The sequence below is a fragment of the Larkinella humicola genome, from assembly GCF_008727875.1.
GTDB lineage: Bacteria > Bacteroidota > Bacteroidia > Cytophagales > Spirosomataceae > Larkinella > Larkinella humicola.
Genome location: NZ_VTWS01000001.1, coordinates 827,874 through 845,839, shown reverse-complemented (window position 1 = coordinate 845,839; position 17,966 = coordinate 827,874). Strand labels below are relative to the sequence as shown.

General features: G+C 50.3%; 18 protein-coding genes. 9 read left to right on the top strand and 9 right to left on the bottom strand.

Annotation, left to right across the window (positions count from 1 at the left end):
* Nucleotides 1-259 precede the first annotated feature (259 nt).
* Nucleotides 260-1,606, bottom strand: coding sequence for an anthranilate synthase component I family protein (locus tag F0P93_RS03570; RefSeq protein WP_150874967.1), 1,347 nt, complete (start codon nucleotides 1,604-1,606; stop codon nucleotides 260-262).
* Complete coding sequence (locus F0P93_RS03565) at nucleotides 1,606-2,565, bottom strand: NYN domain-containing protein (protein ID WP_150874966.1); 960 nt, start codon at nucleotides 2,563-2,565, stop codon at nucleotides 1,606-1,608. Before F0P93_RS03565 ends, F0P93_RS03570 begins: the two co-directional genes overlap by 1 nt.
* A gap of 253 nt (nucleotides 2,566-2,818) precedes the next feature.
* Between F0P93_RS03565 and hisB the strand changes: the two genes are divergently transcribed.
* Both hisB and F0P93_RS03555 read left to right on the top strand, forming a co-directional pair.
* On the top strand, nucleotides 2,819-3,943 hold the full coding sequence (gene hisB, locus F0P93_RS03560) for a bifunctional histidinol-phosphatase/imidazoleglycerol-phosphate dehydratase HisB (protein WP_150874965.1): 1,125 nt from the start codon (nucleotides 2,819-2,821) through the stop codon (nucleotides 3,941-3,943).
* 442 nt (nucleotides 3,944-4,385) lie between these two features.
* A complete protein-coding gene (locus F0P93_RS03555; protein ID WP_150874964.1) occupies nucleotides 4,386-4,826 on the top strand; it encodes a hypothetical protein in 441 nt (146 codons plus the stop codon).
* An 88-nt stretch (nucleotides 4,827-4,914) separates the two neighbouring features.
* Here the strand turns inward: F0P93_RS03555 and radC are convergent, their stop codons facing one another.
* The 3 genes from radC to F0P93_RS03540 form a co-directional block, all read right to left on the bottom strand.
* Entirely contained in the window at nucleotides 4,915-5,610 is a 696-nt protein-coding gene (gene radC, locus F0P93_RS03550) for a RadC family protein (protein ID WP_150874963.1), read from the bottom strand.
* 116 nt (nucleotides 5,611-5,726) lie between these two features.
* A complete protein-coding gene (rpsT, locus tag F0P93_RS03545) occupies nucleotides 5,727-5,990 on the bottom strand; it encodes a 30S ribosomal protein S20 (protein ID WP_150874962.1) in 264 nt (87 codons plus the stop codon).
* A gap of 105 nt (nucleotides 5,991-6,095) precedes the next feature.
* The gene (locus tag F0P93_RS03540) at nucleotides 6,096-6,497 is read right to left on the bottom strand and encodes a Dabb family protein (protein ID WP_150874961.1); all 402 of its coding nucleotides are present in this window, start codon (nucleotides 6,495-6,497) and stop codon (nucleotides 6,096-6,098) included.
* A gap of 138 nt (nucleotides 6,498-6,635) precedes the next feature.
* On the opposite strand from F0P93_RS03540, the gene F0P93_RS03535 reads away from it, so the two are divergent.
* The 4 genes from F0P93_RS03535 (at nucleotide 6,636) to F0P93_RS03520 (ending at nucleotide 11,396) form a co-directional block, all read left to right on the top strand.
* Entirely contained in the window at nucleotides 6,636-7,592 is a 957-nt protein-coding gene (locus F0P93_RS03535; protein ID WP_225309361.1) for a zinc dependent phospholipase C family protein, read from the top strand.
* 98 nt (nucleotides 7,593-7,690) lie between these two features.
* Nucleotides 7,691-8,878 (top strand): class I SAM-dependent rRNA methyltransferase, encoded by a 1,188-nt coding sequence (locus tag F0P93_RS03530; RefSeq protein WP_150874959.1) that lies wholly within the window; start codon nucleotides 7,691-7,693, stop codon nucleotides 8,876-8,878.
* Between the two features lie 30 nt (nucleotides 8,879-8,908).
* Nucleotides 8,909-10,045 (top strand): FG-GAP repeat domain-containing protein, encoded by a 1,137-nt coding sequence (locus F0P93_RS03525; protein WP_150874958.1) that lies wholly within the window; start codon nucleotides 8,909-8,911, stop codon nucleotides 10,043-10,045.
* A 142-nt stretch (nucleotides 10,046-10,187) separates the two neighbouring features.
* A complete protein-coding gene (locus tag F0P93_RS03520) occupies nucleotides 10,188-11,396 on the top strand; it encodes an FG-GAP repeat domain-containing protein (RefSeq protein WP_225309360.1) in 1,209 nt (402 codons plus the stop codon).
* A gap of 80 nt (nucleotides 11,397-11,476) precedes the next feature.
* Here F0P93_RS03520 and F0P93_RS03515 read toward each other — a convergent pair whose 3' ends face one another.
* Nucleotides 11,477-12,499 (bottom strand): S1C family serine protease, encoded by a 1,023-nt coding sequence (locus F0P93_RS03515; protein WP_150874957.1) that lies wholly within the window; start codon nucleotides 12,497-12,499, stop codon nucleotides 11,477-11,479.
* Nucleotides 12,500-12,632: 133 nt separating this feature from the next.
* On the opposite strand from F0P93_RS03515, the gene F0P93_RS31425 reads away from it, so the two are divergent.
* The 3 genes from F0P93_RS31425 (at nucleotide 12,633) to F0P93_RS03505 (ending at nucleotide 15,766) form a co-directional block, all read left to right on the top strand.
* Entirely contained in the window at nucleotides 12,633-12,809 is a 177-nt protein-coding gene (locus F0P93_RS31425) for a hypothetical protein (protein ID WP_191908717.1), read from the top strand.
* A gap of 82 nt (nucleotides 12,810-12,891) precedes the next feature.
* Nucleotides 12,892-14,034, top strand: coding sequence for a UDP-galactopyranose mutase (glf, locus tag F0P93_RS03510; protein WP_150874956.1), 1,143 nt, complete (start codon nucleotides 12,892-12,894; stop codon nucleotides 14,032-14,034).
* Between the two features lie 175 nt (nucleotides 14,035-14,209).
* The gene (locus F0P93_RS03505; protein ID WP_150874955.1) at nucleotides 14,210-15,766 is read left to right on the top strand and encodes a capsule assembly Wzi family protein; all 1,557 of its coding nucleotides are present in this window, start codon (nucleotides 14,210-14,212) and stop codon (nucleotides 15,764-15,766) included.
* Here F0P93_RS03505 and F0P93_RS03500 read toward each other — a convergent pair.
* The 3 genes from F0P93_RS03500 to folP form a co-directional block, all read right to left on the bottom strand.
* Nucleotides 15,752-16,045 carry a hypothetical protein gene (locus F0P93_RS03500; protein ID WP_150874954.1) on the bottom strand — a complete coding sequence of 98 codons (294 nt, stop codon included), beginning with the start codon at nucleotides 16,043-16,045 and terminating at the stop codon, nucleotides 15,752-15,754. The genes F0P93_RS03505 and F0P93_RS03500 overlap by 15 nt on opposite strands.
* 179 nt (nucleotides 16,046-16,224) lie before the next feature.
* Complete coding sequence (gene cdaA, locus F0P93_RS03495; protein WP_150874953.1) at nucleotides 16,225-17,055, bottom strand: diadenylate cyclase CdaA; 831 nt, start codon at nucleotides 17,053-17,055, stop codon at nucleotides 16,225-16,227.
* Between the two features lie 43 nt (nucleotides 17,056-17,098).
* A complete protein-coding gene (folP, locus tag F0P93_RS03490) occupies nucleotides 17,099-17,944 on the bottom strand; it encodes a dihydropteroate synthase (protein ID WP_150874952.1) in 846 nt (281 codons plus the stop codon).
* Between the last annotated feature and the right edge of the window lie 22 nt (nucleotides 17,945-17,966).

Here is a 17,966-nt window from a genome sequence, read left to right as displayed (position 1 = left end):
AAGGAACCCCCGAAAATGCCCAGCTTAGCCCAAAGTGAAACTTGATTCACCAATGCAATTGCCCCAACAGATGCGCCCAACGAATGTTAAACCCCTAACCGGTTGACATCCGTGCAGCTCTGTGGTAATAGAAAAAATCCCATGAAGAGTATCTTTTACAGAGATCGGACGGATGTCCGCTTGAAAACTGTTGCAAAAGTAAGGAGATTTTTTGATAAACGCAAGCCCGGTCCGTACTTAATTGTATTATTTTACGAAACTACTCCTGGAAAACCGCCCTCATCGCTTCAGCTTTCAGCAAACACTCTTCATATTCCTGTTGAGGGTCAGCGTCGTAGGTGATAGCACTTCCGACAGAAAAAGAAACCGTGCCGGTTTCGGCGTTGTAGAAAATACTCCGAATCATGACGTTAAAGTCAAAGTCGCCGTCTGGTGTAATGAAACCGGCAGCTCCTGAATACAACCCCCGCCGACTCGCTTCATATTGATCGATCAGTTCCATGGCCCGAACTTTGGGCGCGCCCGTCATGCTGCCCATCGGAAAGGCGTTGCGGATGGCTTCAGTGAAAGGCAAGTCGTTTAGGATGGTGGCCGAGACTGTCGAAATCATCTGAAACAACTGTTGAAACGGGTAGATTCCGAATAACTCGTCCACCCGAACGCTGCCGGTTTCGGCACTGCGGGCGAGGTCGTTGCGAACCAGATCGACAATCATCAGGTTTTCGGCCTGCTCTTTTTCACTGCTGCGGAGTTGCTGCCGGAGTTGCGCATCTTCATCGGGGGTCGTTCCGCGCCGGATGGTACCTTTGATGGGTTGGGAAATGAGCCGGTTGCCTTCTTTCTTCAAAAAGCGCTCGGGCGATGCGCCAATGACGTACTGATTTCGGATTCGCTGGAAATGCGAAAAAGGCATCGGCGAGCGTTTCGTCAAGTCGGAATACACCGTCAGCGGATCAATTTCGGTGTTTTCAAGGAAAAACTCGATGCAGTAATTCAATTCGTAAACCGTGCCGTCGAGAATATCCTGTTGAATCTGGCGAACGGTTTGACGGTATTCGTCCGGCGAAACCCGGCTTTTTACCGGATTACTCCATTTGTTTTTCGGCGTGTTGGGCGACGTTTTTGTCGAATCGGCCAAAATCGCGTCGATCACCGCATCCGGGTTTTCCCACGAGCGAACGGTCAGTTGATCGTCGTCAAAATCGATGAGGTGGAGGGGCTGGAAAAAATAGATTTCCGGAAAGCAGAGCGTGTTTTCATGCCGACTGACGAGTGGCTCGATCCGGTTTTTTAGATCATAGCCAAAATAACCAATCAAAAAATCCGGATGTTGCCGGTGGTGCCGGAACAGGGTGTGGAATGGATCGGTGTCGGGGGAGAACTCAACCGGTCGATACACCCCGGCGGCCAACCGATTCGGAAAACCCTGGTAGGGAAGGTCTACATTCGAAAGCGATGCCTGATTGTTGTTCAACAGCACAACATGATCATATTGGCTCAGGGCCCAGGCCAGCGCTATTTTGGGCCAGAAGTCAACGGGCTTTTGGCCCGTTGACTCAAGCGGTACGGTACGGTCCTGACGAATGGTTCCGGCAGTGGGTGGCATTAGTTACTTTCCAAATGCACATCGATGGCAATGTCTTTGCTCTCGGCATTTTTCCCGATGCGGAATTTTACCTCATCGTCGACCTGCAATTCGTTAAAATCGATGTCATTCAAACTCGTGTAGTGAAAAAACAGGTTGTTGGGCGGATAATTGATAAAACCGTATCCGTTTTTGAGGCTGCGAATGGTGCTGATTTTAAATTCGGAGGGGTCGGAATCATCGTCCACGCTGTCGGAATAACTATCAAAACCATTGCCTGCCGGTACGGGGGCACCGTTCCCGATCAAGACCCGCGCCGATTGTTTGACAAACAGGTTCTGAATCAGCGGATCGTTTTTCCGAAGCCGCGTATCGATCATTTCGTGCATGGCGACGGGATACGAAACCTCGGCCAGCAAATCCTGAGAGGTGCGGGTCACCATTTTCTCGCCTTCATCGTTGTAATACTCAAAATCCCAGCTCAGCACCATCAGGCGCGTTCCGAGTGTGTTGAGCTTCCGGATCAGCGGTACATAGTCACCGTCGGCGGTGATGAGCACCACCACGTCGAATTTTTTGGAAATCGTCAGTTCAAATGTTTCGAGGGCAAGCCAAACGTCGATGCCTTTTTCCTGCCGCGAGCCCTGAAAGGTTTTAACCGGCAGATAGTGCGTAACCACCCCTTCGGACATCAAAATGTCATCGAATAACCGATCATAGAAGAGTTGATTTCCGCGTTGGCTGGCTTCATGAGCGTTCAGACGCCCCCGGAAATAATGCGCATCGACGATTTGGCACAGGCGAAAATCGGTTTCCTCTTCCTGGGCCACCTGCGCCCGTATAAATTCATGTAATCCCGATATGCTGATGCGGCTCCGTCTTTCGTGGGAGTAATTGTAATAATTGCTTACGTGAAGAAAATAGTTGCCATCATAAATTACTGCAATACGGGTTAGTTTAGTGGATTTTTCTGGGTGCATTTTTTTACGGAATGGAAAAAATAAACGATATAAAACTAGGATCTGGATAAAAAGGCAGGACTTGGCTTGCAAGTATCGTACATACTATTTCGGTACTACTCTGTAAGTGTGCTACTTACGTATTTACTTTTCGATATTTACTTTATAAAAAAAACGATAGGGGAGTCTATTAGGGTACAATAGTAGTAAAAAAATACAGAAATGCCGTTCCAGTTGATGCATTCGCTACCTTTGCATTCCACTAAAAAGCCTTATGAAGAAAGTTTTGTTCATCGATCGGGATGGTACCATCATCTTCGAACCTCAGCCCGACCAGCAGGTAGATTCGCTGGAAAAACTGGAATACATTCCGAAAGTGCTTTCCAATCTGCGCAAAATTGCCGAAGAAACCGATTTCGACCTGGTGATGGTTACCAACCAGGACGGTTTGGGAACGGCGGTTTTTCCGGAAGATACGTTCTGGCCTGCCCACAACAAAATGATGAAAACCCTGGAAGGGGAAAACATCCATTTCAAAGCCGTTCATATTGACAAAACATATCCTCATGAAGGCGCATCGACCCGCAAACCCGGAATCGGAATGTTGACGGAATACATGACGGATGCGTATAATTTGCCGGAAAGCTACGTGATCGGCGACCGGCTGACGGATATTCAAATGGCGGTCAATCTGGGTGCCAAAGCCATTCTGATTGCTCCGCAGGACCCTACGGAAGGCATGACCGACGACATGCAGAAGGCTTTAGCGCTGTCGACCGACAACTGGGATCTGATTTATGAGCTGCTGAAATTGCCGACCCGGACGGCCGTTGTGGACCGCAATACGAACGAAACTCAAATCCACGTTGAACTGAATCTGGACGGGCGCGGCCGGGCTACCATCGAAACCGGTATTGGATTCTTCGATCACATGCTCGACCAGGTGGCGCGTCACTCCGGTTCCGATCTGGTGATTCGGGTGAAAGGCGATCTGCACATTGACGAACACCACACGATTGAAGACACCGCCCTGGCTCTGGGCGAAGCGTATCGCAAGGCGCTGGGCGACAAACGGGGCATCAGCCGATACGGTTTTTTGCTACCGATGGATGAAGCCCTGGCCCAGGTGGGAATCGATTTCTCGGGACGTCCGTGGCTGGTGTGGGAGGCCGACTTTAGACGGGAGAAAATTGGCGAAATGCCAACGGAGATGTTCTTTCATTTCTTCAAGTCGTTTTCCGACGCAGCCCTGTGCAATCTGAACATCAAAGTGGAAGGGGAGAATGAACATCATAAAATCGAATCGATCTTTAAAGCCTTTGCCAAATCGATCAAGATGGCCGTCAAACGCGATCTGAAAGAACTGGATACGTTACCAAGCACCAAAGGGGTACTGTAACCGGGCAGGAACGATTATTTGTAATAAAGTGATGGATTAATCGCTTTGCCTGTGCGCTTCCCGTTCAGTTTTTATTATTTTTGCGTCAACAATTCATAAACCGGTACTACTATGTTCATGACTATCGTAACCATCGTTTTTTATATTGTTTTATTAACTGCGGCATTCATTGCGGGTCGCTGGCTGGAAAACAAAGAACGGAAGTACTAAGATTCAGTTCGCAACCGTTTGTTGCAGGCTCGACCCGTCTCGGGACCGGCTGGCAGCATCCTTCATATTTCATTGTTAAAAAGGGCCTGTGTAGGCCCTTTTTTTATTGGCCACAACGACGGATTCACGGTTTTTCCAAAAATTGGCGTAGGTAAAAAAAGACGTAAAAAAATAAAAACGGTTCCAACTGTCGTTTCTGGAATGGGGTCATTCAGACAAACGATAACAACAAATGACACCATTTAAAAGTTTGTATGGATTCCTGCTGGTCGGTTTGCTGGCAGTCGGTTGCGAGAAAGAGAATAAAGTAGCTCCAACGCCTACCGAAGACGCTCAGGCGGTAACGGTGAAAGTGAACCAGTTGGCCCGGGTAAAACAGGATGTTACCCTGAATGTCGACAGCATTTCCGACAGCCGTTGCCCATATAATGCCAATTGCGTATGGTTCGGGAACGCGCAGGTGAAGTTTACGCTGAAAAACGAAACGCAGTCACAAACCGGCGAAATGTGCATCGGGCAGTGCGGTACCCAATTGAAAAACCGCGATGTGATGACGGTTCAGTTGGGGGCCGAAAGCTATGAAGTGACGTTGTCGGACGTTCAGCCTTTTCCGGGAACCAAACCGGACGGCACCCCCACAGAGGCCGTGATTACGGTAAATCTGAAAAAATAACCTGATAGGATCGAGTAGTTAGACGGTGACCGGTATGATTTCATGAATCGTACCGGTCTTTTTTTGGCTATCTTTTACCATTGCGGCCTTATAAAATTCCCTGGTCTGCAAAGCTCAGATACGATTGATCCGTAAAAATCAGATGATCGAGAATGGGAATGTCGAGTAATCGCCCGGCTTCTTTCAGTTTTTTGGTTAGATCCCGATCCGCCTGAGAGGCTGCCAAATTGCCGGAGGGGTGATTGTGAACCAGAATCAGGGCGCTGGCCAGTTGCTCGAGTGCGTGCTTGAAAATTAGCTTTGGGTCAGCCACCGTGCCGGAAACCCCGCCGGAGCTGATCTGTACCGGCCGGATCACTTCATTGGCGCGATTCAGCAATAGAATCCAGAACTCTTCGTGTTGCTTGTCCAGCAGATGCGGTTTTATCTCTTCATAGGCATCCCGGGAACTAGTGATGCGCAACCGAAGCGGACGGTCCTGTTCCTTCCGCCGTCGGCCCAGTTCGAGTGCGGCAACAATACTGATGGCTTTGGCTTCGCCAATGCCTTTGAACTTCGACAAGTCTTTGACACTCAGCCGGGCCAGATCGTTGAGATTATGGCCCACACTTTGCAGAATTACCTTCGCTACATCGACGGCGGACAAGTCGCGGGTACCGGAACCGATGAGGATGGCGATGAGTTCGGCGTCGGAGAGCGCGGCCCGGCCTTTGAGCATCAGTTTTTCGCGGGGGCGGTCTTCTTCCGCCCAGCTCAGTATTTTGCGGGAGCTTTCGTAGGTCATGGTGGGGGGTGTGGATGGGCAAAAAAAAACCTCACCTGAATAAAATCAGATAAGGTTTTTCTAACGTTTTTGAGCGTATCGCTAAACCGCCCGGGCGGTTTAGCGATACGGATTAATTAAGCAGCAACAGCCAGTCCGTTGACGAGTTTCGCCAGTTTCGACTTGTTGTTAGACGCTTTGTTTTTGTGAATAATATTCCGCTTTGCCAGTTTGTCCAGCAGCGATGACACCGTTGTATACAATTCAGTTGCAGCCACCTTGTCGGTTGTCAGCCGCAAACGCTTGATCATTGAACGGGTCGTTTTGTGTTGGAAACGGTTCAACAAACGTTTCTTTTCGTTTGCCCGGACCCGCTTCAATGCCGACTTATGATTTGCCATTGCTTATTAGTACAGTATACAGTTTCTCAGAAATATCCGCAAAAGTAGGGATTTACGAGAAACTATGCAAATTAATCTTGCTTCAACAGAGCAATTCAGGAGGGTTTACTGGCGGATATCCGAGTTGATGGTGAATACCTTGTCCCAACTGGCCCGATTATTTTTTACGAACTCCTGTTGCTTTTGGCTCTTGTTGAACGTCTCAATATCAGCTTCGCTCTGAAAAGTGAGGTAGTGCATCACATCATACTCGGAAGAACTGCCGCTAACCCCATTTAAAGTCTTCCCGGAGGTGTAAGAAATGATCTGAGGAATTTCATGCTTTAAAGCGGCAAACTCACGCATATGTTGCTCAATCGCTTCATTTTTAGTGCCTTCTTTGAATTTAAAGCAGACAATTTGCTGTTTTTGGGCTTTTCTGGCAGGTGAGTAGGCACCGTAGATAACAAGGCCAAAAACTCCGAAGAAGAAAAGAATTAGGCTGTAGCCAATGGATTTGCGTTTCATGATGATTGTGAAATTGATGTTATTCCAAATATTATTCTGAACAACACAGTCTTTTATAAATAAAGTAGAAACTTTTCTTGTTAAAGTGCTATGTTTGAACAAAGGTATCGTATAAATATTTCGAATCAAGTATTTCTGTTGTTTTTTTTCGCAACGGTCGCCTATTCACGGCCGGCTGGAAAACCGCAGTGGGGGTTTTACGCCCACAAACGCATTAACCGGCTGGCGGTGTTCACCTTACCGCCGGAGATGCTGGGCTTTTATAAAAAGCACATCGACTACCTGACCGAGAATGCCGTCAATCCCGACAAAAGGCGGTATGCCGTCGCAGGGGAAGCGCCCCGGCATTTCATTGACCTGGATGCGTATCTGGACACCACGAAGGCGACTTTGCCGCGTTCGTGGAAGCAGGCAGCCGAACGCTATGGAGAAGATACCCTGGCCCTGCACGGAATTGTGCCGTGGCATATTCAACTGGCCAAATTTCAACTGACCGAAGCTTTTAAGTCCCAGGATGCGAAACGCATCCTGAAAATTTCGGCCGACCTGGGCCATTACATTGCCGATGCGAATGTGCCGCTGCATACCACCCGCAACTACAACGGCCAACTGTCAGGGCAGCAGGGTATTCACGGTTTCTGGGAATCGAGACTGCCGGAATTGTTCAGCACGGAATATGACTTTTTTACCGGTTCGGCCACCTATGTGACCTCACCCCAGAAAGCGGCCTGGCGGGCGGTTTTCGACGCCCATGCCGCGCTGGACTCGGTCTTGCGGTTTGAAAAAGAACTCACCGACCAGGTAGGCGAAACCCGGAAATACGGTTTTGAGGAGCGCAACGGCCAAACCGTGAAGGTATACGCTGACGATTTTTCCCAAAAATACCACGAACGACTGCGCGGACAGGTGGAGCGGCAGATGCGGGCGTCGGTTAAAATGGTCGGTGATTTCTGGTATACCTGCTGGGTGGATGCCGGACAGCCCGATCTGGACACTCTGGCAAGGGATGCCGCAGCGGTGGTCGACGGGAAAGAAGAAGTCGCAGAAAAACAGAGCTGGTGGAAACGCCTGTTTACCGTTCGTCCGGAAGAGTAAGTCTGATTCTCTGGGCCGGTACAGATGAAAGTGCGCCGGGACGTAATGCCAATGGGCCGTGAATTTTGTAGTTTCGCCCGTTCAACGAGTCAACAAAAATGAATTTACCCAAAATATACCTGCGTCCCGGGCGTGAGGAAGCCATCCGGCGGTTTCATCCCTGGGTGTTTTCCGGAGCCGTGGTCCGGACCGAAGGCGAACCCCAGGACGGCGATGTGGTGGAAGTGCTGGATAAAAAAGGGACTTACCTGGCGACCGGCCATTTTCACAATGGAAGCATTCTGGTCCGAATTTTCTCTTTTCAGCCCGTTATTCCCGATGTCGCGTATTGGACAGCCAAATTGGCCGCCATTCGAAGCATCCGAACGGCCATTTTGCCGCCGGATACCAATTGTTACCGGCTGGTTCATGGCGAGGGGGACGGTTGTACGGGTCTGATCATTGACATCTACAACGGAGTAGCGGTTTTGCAGGCCCACTCCATCGGGATGCACCGCGAGCGAAACCTGATTACGGAAGCACTGAAAAATGTGTTTGGAGAGCAACTCCTGGCCGTATATGACAAAAGTGCCGAAACGTTGCCCGACGACTATGCGGCCACCATTCAGAATGCCTACCGGTTTGGCCGGGCGGACGTGCCGCATGAGGTGATGGAAAACGGCCATCGGTTTCTGGTTGATTGGATCACCGGTCAAAAAACCGGTTTTTTCCTCGATCAGCGCGACAACCGGAAATTGCTGGCGCATTATTCCGCCGGAAAAAAGGTGTTGAACGCCTTCTGTTATTCGGGCGGTTTTTCCGTGTATGCGCTGAAGGCCGGGGCAACGCTGGTGCATTCCGTCGATGCTTCCCAGAAAGCCATTGACCTGACCAACCGCAACGTAAGCCTGAATTTTGGCGAAACCGATGTAGCAAACCGGCACGAAGCGTATGCGGATGACGTAATGAAATACCTCCACGCCCACGACGATCAGTACGATGTGGTCGTGTTGGACCCGCCTGCCTACGCCAAGAGTTTGTCGGCGCGGCATCGGGCCGTCCAGGGCTACAAGCGGCTGAATGCCGAGGGGTTGCGCCGGGTGGCAAAGGGTGGGATTCTTTTCACATTTTCGTGTTCGCAGGTCATTGACCGGGAACTGTTCTACAATACCGTGGTGGCGGCTGCCATCGAGGCCGGGCGGCAGGTGCGGGTTTTGCACCATTTGAGCCAACCCGCCGACCATCCGGTCAATTTATTTCACCCGGAAGGCGGTTATTTGAAAGGATTGGTTTTATGGGTTGAGTAACAAACCAAGATTATTTATAAACTTGCAGGCATGAAGATAAGTGTTGTTTCCATTGCCCTGGCAGGTTGGGTTTCACTGGCAACCGATCCCAAAGAGATTCAGTTTAGCCGCTATTTTGTGGCGGCCGAAAGCTACGAAACCGTTGGTGTCGTCGATATCAATAAGGATGGTCGACCGGATTTGGTTTCGGGGGATTTCTGGTATGAGAACTCCGCTGATCCGAAGGCACTTTTTCGCAAACGGTATTTGATTGGTAACCAGAAACGGTTCGACCAATATTATGATGACTTTTCGACCATTCCGCTGGATGTCAATGGCGACGGCAATGCCGACATTGTAACCGGCGGCTGGTTTGGTGAGAATCTGAAATGGCTCGAAAACCCCGGTATTGGTAAAAAGGATTTATGGGCGGTTCACGACATCGGCAAAGTCGGCAATGTGGAAACCACCCGCGCCTGGGATGTCGACGGCGATGGTGTCATCGAAATCGTTCCCAACAATCCGAAGCATCCACTGAAATATTTCAAACTGGAAAAAGGAGGCACGTTTAAGCAGGTCGACGTGGCCCCGACGCAGGATCATGGCCTGGGTCTGGGTGATGTAAACGGCGATGGTCGCAGCGATTTTATCGTGAGTAAAGGCTGGCTCGAAGCCCCCGCCGACCGAGAAAAAGGCCCCTGGACGCTCCATCCTGAATTTGATCTGGGCAAACAGGCCTCCGTTCCGATTCTTGTGGTCGATGTCAACGGCGATAAACGCAACGATCTGATTGTGGGACAGGCGCATGGCTACGGCTTGCACTGGTACGAACAAACGCTGGAAGGTGGCAAACGCGGTTGGAAAAAGCACAGCATCGACGAAAAAGCATCGCAATACCACGTTCTGGAGTGGGCTGATCTCGACGGTGATAAAAAACCGGAACTCATTACCGGCAAACGCTACCGCGCTCATAACGACGGGGATGCCGGTGCTTACGATGACGTAGGACTTTACTACTTCACCTGGAACGGCAAGGAATTTATAAAGCATACCATTGCCTACGGTCAGCCGGGCAAAGGCAAAGGAACCGGTATTTACTTCGCTCTCGCCGACCTGCGCGGCACCGGCCGTTTAGACATTGTCGTTGCCGGCAAAGACGGTTTGGAGATTTTTTTCAATGAAAAGTAGGAGGCACCTTTCAACAGGTTTGGACTGAATGCCACAGAGGAAGGAGTTGCTGGCCCGGCGAAGAAACTGAGTAGAATTGAACAAAAAACCGCTTGTTTGTTTACTACGGTAGTAGAGCATCGTATTTCAACCGCGATATAAAATGATGAGTATAGCGATTACCACGGCGTCGTTTACCCGGAATAGCTGGCTTCTGACCAGTTGTCTGGCGCTGGGCATTCTAACCGGCCATGCCCAGAAAGGAACCGAGCTTCAGTTCAAAAAAAGTGTGCTGACCAGCGATTTCATTGCCGAGGGCGCCACCATCGGAGATGTCAACAAAGATGGAAAAAAGGATGTCATGGCCGGTGCGTACTGGTTTGAAGCCCCCAACTGGACACCCCACGAACTAGCCAAGCCGGAAAAATTCTCGTACAGCACAGGTTATAGCAACTCTTTTCTAAACTTCGCACTGGATGTCAATAAAGACGGCTGGGTGGACATGATTCGGATCGATTTTCCCGGTAAATCGGCAGTTTGGCACGAAAATCCGAAAAACCAGCCCGGTTTCTGGAAGGTTCATCCCATCCACTCCTCGGTGGGCAACGAATCGCCCCTGTTTGTGGATGTCGATGGCAATGGCCGGGCCGACATCATTTGCAACGACCCAACGGCCAAGGAAATCATCTGGCTGCGCTCACCCGACAATAATTTCTCGGATGAATGGGAACGGTTTGTCATCAGTAAGGGTGAAAACACGCCCGGTACGCACATGTACACCCACGGGCTGGGTTTTGGCGATGTCAATGGCGATAAAAAGATGGATGTTGTGATCCATACGGGCTGGTGGGAAGGACAGACCGATCCGAAACGCTCCAACTGGACGTTCCATCCCGCCAAACTGGGAGAAGAGTGCGCCCAGATGTACATCACGGACGTGAACGGCGATGGTTTGAACGATGTCATCAGTTCATCGGCTCATAAATACGGCATCTGGTGGCACGAACAGGGGAAAGATGGAGAAGGAAATCCCACCTGGACGACGCATGAGATTCATAAGACGATTTCCCAGACGCACAACCTGGCGCTGGTCGATATGAATGGTGACAAAAAGCCCGATCTGGTAACTGGGAAACGGTATTATGCCCACAATAAAACGGACAATGATCCGGGCCGGGAAGAACCGGCGGTTTTGTACTGGTTTGAGTTCAAACCCGGTAAAAACCCCTCCTGGATTCCACACGAGATTGACAACAATTCCGGCGCAGGTCTACACGTTGTCGTGGAAGATATGAACGGTGACCGATTGCCGGACATCGCCGTGGGTAATAAAAAAGGCGTTCACGTTTTCGAGCAACTTAAAAAGAAATAGCCCATCGTCAAAAACCGGTCCGGAATCCTGTTGAGCTTTGTCGCTGGTCAGGATTCCGGACCGGTTTTTTGATGAAAACATTACTTGATTTCGCCCGGAATTACCACAATGCTCTGACGAAAATTTTCCCGCAAAACCGCCATCGAAATGCGCTGTCCAATCGTTTCTTCGGTCAGTAATTTGTGCAGATCATCGACGGAGGCAACGGCCTGCCGGTTGAATTCGACAATGATATCGCCCTGCTGCAATTCGCTGTTGTACGAAACGCCGTCCGCTTCGGTGCTCACTACAATCACCCCGGTTTTGGCATTCAGATGGTTGTATTGTTTAATGCGTTCGGTTAGGTTGATGAGCTGACCGGAAATGCCGAGGTACCCGCGACGCACCCGCCCGTGCATGATCAGTTTCCCGGCTACCAGGGCAGCCAGATTGGACGAAACCGCAAAACAGATTCCCTGCGCGGGCAGAATTACGGCGGTATTGACGCCGATGACATCGCCCTGCGAATTGACCAGCGGACCGCCCGAATTGCCCGGATTCAGGGCCGCGTCGGTCTGAATCACATCATCGATTAGCCGACCGGATTCCGAGCGGAGCGTTCGGCCCAGCGCGCTCACAACCCCGGCCGTAACCGAATACTGAAAACCGTACGGATTACCGACCGCAATAGCAATTTGCCCCACCTGTACCAGGTTGGAATCGGCAAAGCGAATGGCTTTGAGTCCCTCGCCGTAAATTTTGATGACTGCAATGTCGGTGGCCGGATCGCGGCCGATCAGGGTGGCTTCAAAATCCCGGCCGTCGGGCAGGGCCACCTCAATTTTGGACGCCCCGGCCACCACATGGTTGTTGGTGATGACGTAGCCATCTGATGAGATGATGAATCCCGACCCCGTCCCCCCATCCGGTTGACTGCGCCCCCGGGCGGGTGGTGGCCCTTCCTTGGTGCGGCCGCTTACTTTGATTTGAACCACCGACTGACTGACTTTTTTTGCTACATTTACTACCGTGTTGGAGTAGGCATCGAGCAGCGGAGCATCCTGGTCGGTGACACCTCCGGGGATCGACGCTGATCCGGTATCGGTTATGCGTTGTATTATCATGGCTAGACTAAATTTAGTTGTAAATGCAACTTTCAAACCCTGTACCAATTCCCGGTACGCACCGATGTGCGCCAAATTGTCAGTCTACCTGGTTTTTGCTACCATCTCATTTCTAACCGCTTTCATCTCCACCATGACTTTTGAGGAATACCTGACCAGCAAGAAAATCGACGAAAACCGATTCAAACAGCAGGAGCCTATGCGGTATACGACCTGGAAAACGGAGTTTGAACAACAGCACCCGGAGAGCTTTACTACCCAGAAAAAGTTTCTCATCAACGAAGTTCGGCGCAAGTATTTGGTACGTTAAATAAGGAAAATCGTCCTGCAACGGTCGATTGGAGAAAAATCACTACTTTTAACCACGAAAAAAACACCCTTTTTGTCTGTTTATGCAGCATTACGATTTTGCAATTGTTGGAGCCGGATATGCCGGTAGTGTGTTGGCCGAACGCCTGGCCAGCCAGTCCGGAAAGAAAGTTCTGGTACTCGATAAACGCCCTCATATCGGCGGGAATGCCTACGATTATTACAATGAAGACGGTATTTTAATCCACCTCTACGGCCCGCATATTTTCCACACCAACTCGCCGGAAGTGTTTGGGTATCTGTCTAATTTCACGGAATGGCGTCCGTATGAACACCGGGTTCTGGCTTCGGTCGAGGGCCAGTTGCTGCCCATTCCAATCAACCTGGATACCGTCAATAAACTTTACGGCAAGAATTTTACGTCGGAAGAACTCAGCGAATACTTCAAAACCGTTGGAGAGCCGGTCGATGACATCAAAACGTCGGAAGATGTAGTGGTGAGCCAGGTAGGACGTGATCTGTACGAAAAGTTTTTCAAGTTCTATACCAAAAAGCAGTGGGGTGTTTACCCCTCCGAACTCGACAAGTCCGTGACGTCCCGGATTCCGACCCGGACCAATCAGGACGACCGGTATTTCTCGGATGAATTTCAGTCGATGCCGCTGCACGGTTTTACGAAGATGTTCGAAAAGATGGTCGACCATCCGAATATCACACTGATGCTGGGGACGGATTTTAAAGACGTTAAAGACAGTTTGTCATACGATCAGTTGATTTACACCGGCCCGGTTGACGAATATTTCGACCATTGTTTCGGTAAACTCCCGTATCGTTCGCTCCATTTTGAGCACAAAACCCTCAACGAAGAGTGGCACCAACCGGTGGCCGTGGTCAACTACCCGAACGACAACGCCTATACCCGCATCACGGAGTACAAGCATTTGACAGGCCAGGAACACCCCACCAAAACCAGCATTACCTTCGAATACCCCCAGTCGGAGGGCGATCCGTATTACCCGGTACCGATGCCGGAAAATGCAGAACTCTACCGGAAATACAAGCAACTGGCTGATCAACAATCGAATGTCTATTTTGTAGGACGTCTGGGAACGTACCGCTATTACAACATGGATCAGGTCGTTGCGCAGGCGTTGACCCTGTATAAGAAACTGGTAGGTGCCGATTCGCTGGCGGAAGTAGCCGCGGGCAAAGCACCAACGAAATAAAAGAAATACGTCCCCAATCGGAAACCATTTCCGGTTTTGCAGGCTTCCTTGCGGGCGCGGCAAGGCCGGAAATGGTTTTTTTATATTTATTTGAGAATGTTTGTCCGATAACGATTACTTCTGAATCGAAACAGCGTCTAAAGTAAACCGGTGGGTTTATTTTTCACGATGCTGTATGAGGATATTTTTTCTGATCACGTTAAGTCTTTTTATTTGTATTCCAACGGTTTTTAGCCAGGACTCTTTGGGGCTGAAAACCGTTATCAGAAATCCACCCATCCGATTTTTTGCCGAGCTGGCGGCATCCGCCAGTTCCTCGCATCAAACACCATTCTGGCTCCGTACCAACCAATTCGGTACGGTTCCAAACACTGCACCTTTCCTGACAGCACGCGCCGGAATCCAGGCCGGGTATGTTGGCAAAAACAACAAAATGGGTTGGGGATACGGTTTTGAAGGAGTTAGTACCATAGCGGCCAAGTCGGTCCTGCTGGTTCCCGAAGCATATGTGAAAGGAAAATGGGGCGCTTTTGAACTCCTTGTCGGACGGCGTCGGGAAATCATTGGGCTGGCGGATTCCACGGCTGTCGGTTCGGGATCGTATAGTTGGTCGGGAAATGCTCTGCCGATGCCCAAGATCCAGGTTTCGCTGGCGGATTATACACCCATCGGTTTTACCAAAGGTCTCATTGCGTTCCGGGGGGTGTATGCCCACGGCTGGTTTGACAACCAGGGACCGGTGACGCATTCGTATCTCCATCAAAAAGCACTTTATGGTCGAATTGGTAAACCGGACTGGCCGGTCCGGTTCTATGGCGGGCTGAATCATCAGGTTCAATGGGCTGGTCGAAGTACGGTAATTACCGGGGACGATGTGATCAAAAACGGGCGATTCCCCACCGGTTTTACCAATTATCTGAATGCCATTACCGGCCTTTCGCTGGCAGCCAAAGGCGATGCTGTCGATACTACCGAATACAGTAAAAACGACCGGGGAAACCGGGTAGGAAATCACCTCGGCACCGTCGACGTGGGCCTGGAAATCATCCGGAAATCGTTTACGCTGCTGTTTTATCGCCAGAGCATCTACGAAGATGGTTCGCTCTATTATTTGACCAACCTGGCCGACGGTCTCAACGGAGTGCGCTTTCGGAATAAAAAACCGCCAACCCAAAACTGGCAAATTCAGACGGCTGTAGTTGAATTTTTGTTTACGAAAAGCCAGGGGGGCTCTGTGTTCAGTACAGAAAATAAAAAACGGGGTTCAGATAATTACTTCAATCACGGTCAGTACATCGACGGCTGGTCGTATGGTGGACGAACCATCGGAACGCCTTTCATAACACCCGCTGTGGATGCTAAGCCGGACCTGCCGCGTTCCTACAAAGAACAACTCCTTTTCTTTACGAACAACAACCGCGTTCGGGTGATGCACCTGGGGCTGGTGGGTAGCTTCCGGTCGACTTATATTTTTCAGTTAAAAGGGTCGTTGAGTGATAATTATGGAACATACAGCCAGCCATTTCCTGAACGAGCCCGTCAGTTTTCGTCCCTGATTTCGGTTAGCTTTCCGGTTACCTGGCTGGAACGTGCTCAGGCCACTGTTATGATGGCCAGTGACCTGGGGAAGCTTTACACTAACCGCACGGGTATTTATTTTAGTCTACGGAAAAACTGGCTGGGGCACTGCCCAAAACAACGGATCGACGCCAACCAGTCAGCCCCGAATTAACTGATGCAGATCGATTTGATCTGAATAGGGTTCAAAAGGGTGCTGGCTCCTCGATTTGCGACGGTTCTGGCTGCGAAGCGAGAATACCTGCTGGAGTTCATGATTGCCTTCGTAATACGGGCTCTCGCTGAAATAGGCTTCAACGAAAAAATCGCCTACGGCGTACAAACTGACCGTAAAAGGAGGAGAAAAACGATTCATCAAGTGGTGACCATGACGCCAGAGAAAATCCGCTTTCTTGGGTAGTGGGAGCTGGTTATATTCAATTTGAGTTAACATAAGCTGCAGTTGATGATTAAAGTCGTCGTATTTACGATGCAGTTTACGTTTCCGGATTTACAATTGTATGCGGAAGCACCCAATTAAATAGCCAAAGTTAGCTAGCGGTTTTTTATGTATTCGTATGTTGTATTTGGTTGATTGGTAGTTAATTAAATAGAAATATCAGTAACATTTAATTATTCCACCGAAGCGTCTTTTCCGTTCTCCCTTCGTTTGATGCGGTTGAGGTCGATCAAATACTGCTGGAGTTTTTCCTCCAGTTCGGCGGATGCAATGTTAGGGTATAATTCGCCGTCGATGGCCAGTGATATGCGACCGGTTTCTTCGGAGACGGCAATGGCTGCGGCATCCGTCACTTCGCTGATGCCGAGGGCGGCCCGGTGGCGAAAACCCGTTGTCGTCGGAATTTCGTCGTTTTCAGAGATGGGTAAAATACAGCGGGCGGCCCGAATCCGGTCTTCGGAAATGACGACGGCTCCGTCGCGTAGCGGGCTGTACTGCCCGGCAATGGAAAGCAGAAGCCGCTTCGAAACCAACGCATCGAGTCCGTCGCCGGTTTGTATGAATTTTTCCAGATCGTCATTTTTGGCAATCACGATCAGCCCGCCGGTAAATTCCGACGACATGGATTTGCAGGCATCGATGATCGGTTTCAGGGGCGTTGTGGGTTCGGTTACCGAAGGCTGGCGAAACCACCGCATCACAAACCGGCTGTTGGCGATGTTGGTGGATTTGCCGATGATGAGCAGAAACCGCCGGATTTCCTGCTGAAAAATGATGATTAACGCCAGTGCCCCCACGCTGATGAAATACCCCAAAATGGTGGTCAGCAACTCCAGACCGATGGCCTTCGCCACCAGATAAAGCAGATAGACAAGCAGATAGCCCAGAAAAATCCGGCTTGCAATCGTGCCTTTGACCAAAAAATAAATCTGATAGAGCAGGAAGGCCAGCAACAGAACGTCCAGCACATCAAACCATTCGATATCGAGAAAACCAATTTTCATACTAGCGCATCTGTTTTTTAGTGGGAAGAAGCGGTTGCTGCAATCAGGCCGACTGACAGTTTGTAACCAGCGTAATGGCTTCCACTGCTTCCCTTACGTCATGGACCCGTAAAATGTCGGCTCCTTTGATCAGGGCCAGGGTATTCAAAACCGTTGTTCCATTCAACGCATCCTCGGGCTGAATGTTCAGGGTTCGCCAGATGGTCGATTTGCGTGACAATCCAACCAGCACCGGCGTGTCGAACGTCTGAAACGCTTCTAACTGGTTCAGAAGCTGGAAGTTCTGCCGGGGTGTTTTGGCAAATCCAAAACCGGGATCGATCAACACCTCTTTTTGCCCCAGGGAACGCAGCGTTGCCAACTGTTGCTGCAACTCGAACAGGACATCCGGCACCAGATCGTTGTAAACCGTGTGCCGGGTCATCGTCTGCGGGGTTCCGCGCATGTGCATCAGGATATAAGGAACATCCAGTCCAGCGACGGTTTCGAACATACGTGGGTCCAGGGTGCCGCCCGAAACATCGTTGACCAGTACTGCACCGGCTTCAACAGCCTGCCGTGCCACGGAGGAACGGAACGTATCGATCGAAATCCGGACGTCCGGAAAATGCCGAATCAGGGCTTCGATGATGGGTAAAACCCGGTTTATTTCTTCCTCTTCACTAATATCTGCCGCACCCGGCCGGGTCGAATACCCCCCAATATCGAGCAGGGAAGCTCCTTCGGAACGCATGATACCCGCCCGCTCAATCGCCTGATCGACAGAATGAATACGGCTACCGGCGTAGAACGAATCGGCGTTGCTGTTCAGGATTCCCATGACCACCGGCGTGGTCAGGTCCAGAACATTTCCCCGAAGATTGAGTGTTTTTTTCTTAACTTTCGGCATGAAATTAGTGGGTAGTCATCGG